Source organism: Bacteroides muris (ex Afrizal et al. 2022) (genome assembly GCF_004793475.1).
GTDB classification, from domain to species: domain Bacteria; phylum Bacteroidota; class Bacteroidia; order Bacteroidales; family Bacteroidaceae; genus Bacteroides; species Bacteroides muris.
Window position 1 is genome coordinate 1 of the sequence record NZ_SRYZ01000101.1, and the last position, 1787, is coordinate 1787.

2 protein-coding genes are annotated in these 1787 nt (G+C 33.4%); both read right to left on the reverse strand.

Translation table 11 applies throughout. The features are described 5' to 3' along the window. The coding region (locus E5355_RS18975) for a DUF1573 domain-containing protein (RefSeq protein WP_136011546.1) at positions 1 to 680 on the reverse strand (680 nt) is incomplete at its 3' end. Between the two features lie 11 nt (positions 681 to 691). After that, a complete protein-coding gene (locus tag E5355_RS18980) occupies positions 692 to 1705 on the reverse strand; it encodes a 6-bladed beta-propeller (RefSeq protein WP_136011547.1) in 1014 nt (337 codons plus the stop codon). Between the last annotated feature and the right edge of the window lie 82 nt (positions 1706 to 1787).

Below are 1787 nucleotides of genomic sequence, written 5' to 3' on the forward strand. Positions count from 1 at the left end.
ATCACCAAAGGGTTGCCGCCTGTATTCTTCAAAGTGAAGGTCGCCTTTTGCTCCTCTTTCCAATTAAAATCACCCAAGGTTATTAAAGGTTTGTCAACGGCGACTTCGGTTTTTATCTCCTTGCTTTCGTCCTGTTTGGTTGCTTTCTCGCCTTGGATAATCTTTAGGTAGAGTTCCTTAACTTTAGGGTTGTGGATGGGGTTGCCGATAGCAAGCACTTTATTATCTTTATCCAATAGGAAAGTATGAAACATTTCATTACCCGAAGGAAAATTATTTAATGCATTTAACTGATTCATATCGTCAATACAAACAGGATAAGTGAAATTTTCAAATCTCAGAGTCTCTAAGAATTTCTTTCTTTTCTCAGGAGAGAAAAAGTATATAAATCGGACAGAATCTTCCGTCATACCGTCCACTTCTTCCATAAACACTTTCCATCTGTCTAATTGCAACTTGCAACTAATACAACCAAGCGTATCAACATAAGTCAATATTTTGAATTTGCCCGACATTGAAAAATCCACAGTATCCTTACCTTTTATTGTAAATATCGAATTGGCTGGAAACAAGACTTCTTTTTCACTCCATGTCTGCAATAGCCTTTCGATATATTTTTTCTCCTGATTTCCACAGGATAACAGAAATAAACATATGAATACACTTATCAAATATTTCATTTTTATATTTTTTAGACCAAATCTTCCAAATCAAGATAAGCAAACTGTATTTCATCATCTAACACCATAATTAGACGATTACATTCTGCATCGTAACAAAATAATAAAATATTATAACCTATCTTCAACGTTTTTATGTAATTACCTTCCAAATCATAAACCAAAAGATTACGAACATGAATCTGTCCCATTTCAGGATTTCTTTCACCAGAATAGCCTACCACAATCCTATTATTACAGATAACGATACTACCATAGTAATAAATCATAGCATTACTTGTCGCATCATTCCAATTAGGTCCGTAAACATTATGTTTTAAGTTTCCTTGAAGATCATAAGTTACCAATAAATCATGATAATCATAACTAACCGCTATTAAATTATGTTCCAACGAAACAGCATAACGAATTCTTTGCCTCTCTATTTTAGGGTGTCCAGTTATCAGTAAATCCATATCTCCTGTTTCCATATTCCATGTCACCAAAGATTCCTGAAAATGTTTGCCTGGCTCTGCAGTCATACTACAAGCATAGCAAAGCGTATCGTTAAAGAAAGAGAACATAACCGGCGTAGCTATTCTATTTATTTCTGTTTTATGAATGGGCAAATAGTTTGGATTTAATAAAACACTATCCAATTCATATTCTAATGTTTTCATTTTTCCGTAATCAGCCACATAGAAACGACGACGCTTCTCATTAAGTATAATTTCTCCTAAACGTGTTATTTCATTTGGACCTTCCCCCATATGTCCAGTTCCAGCTATATATGAAAAGTCTTTTTTATCAAATATAGAAATTTGATTTTCTTCAGATTGAGGGTCAGTTAGAATTAAATATTCTCCTAAAATATAAGGTCTTGCGAATCCTCCTATTAATGGAGTATCTATTACTATCTCTTTCACTAAATCTTTCACATCTATTACATTTCCAGAGTGCTGTTGATATTTGTCAATATTCAAATGGTTGGAACACCCACAAAAAAGAAGAGCAACAACAAAAGCAACAAATAATATATTTTTCATCACTAGTGTCCCGTTAAAATCGGGACGAGTTATTAATTAATCAAATAATCCCGGAATAAGGGGATTAAATTGTTCTTTGACA

Coding starts and splice junctions, on each gene's coding strand:
- E5355_RS18980 (WP_136011547.1), bottom strand. CDS start 1,705: ATGAAAAATATATTATTTGTTGCTTTTGTTGTTGCTCTTCTTTTTTGT.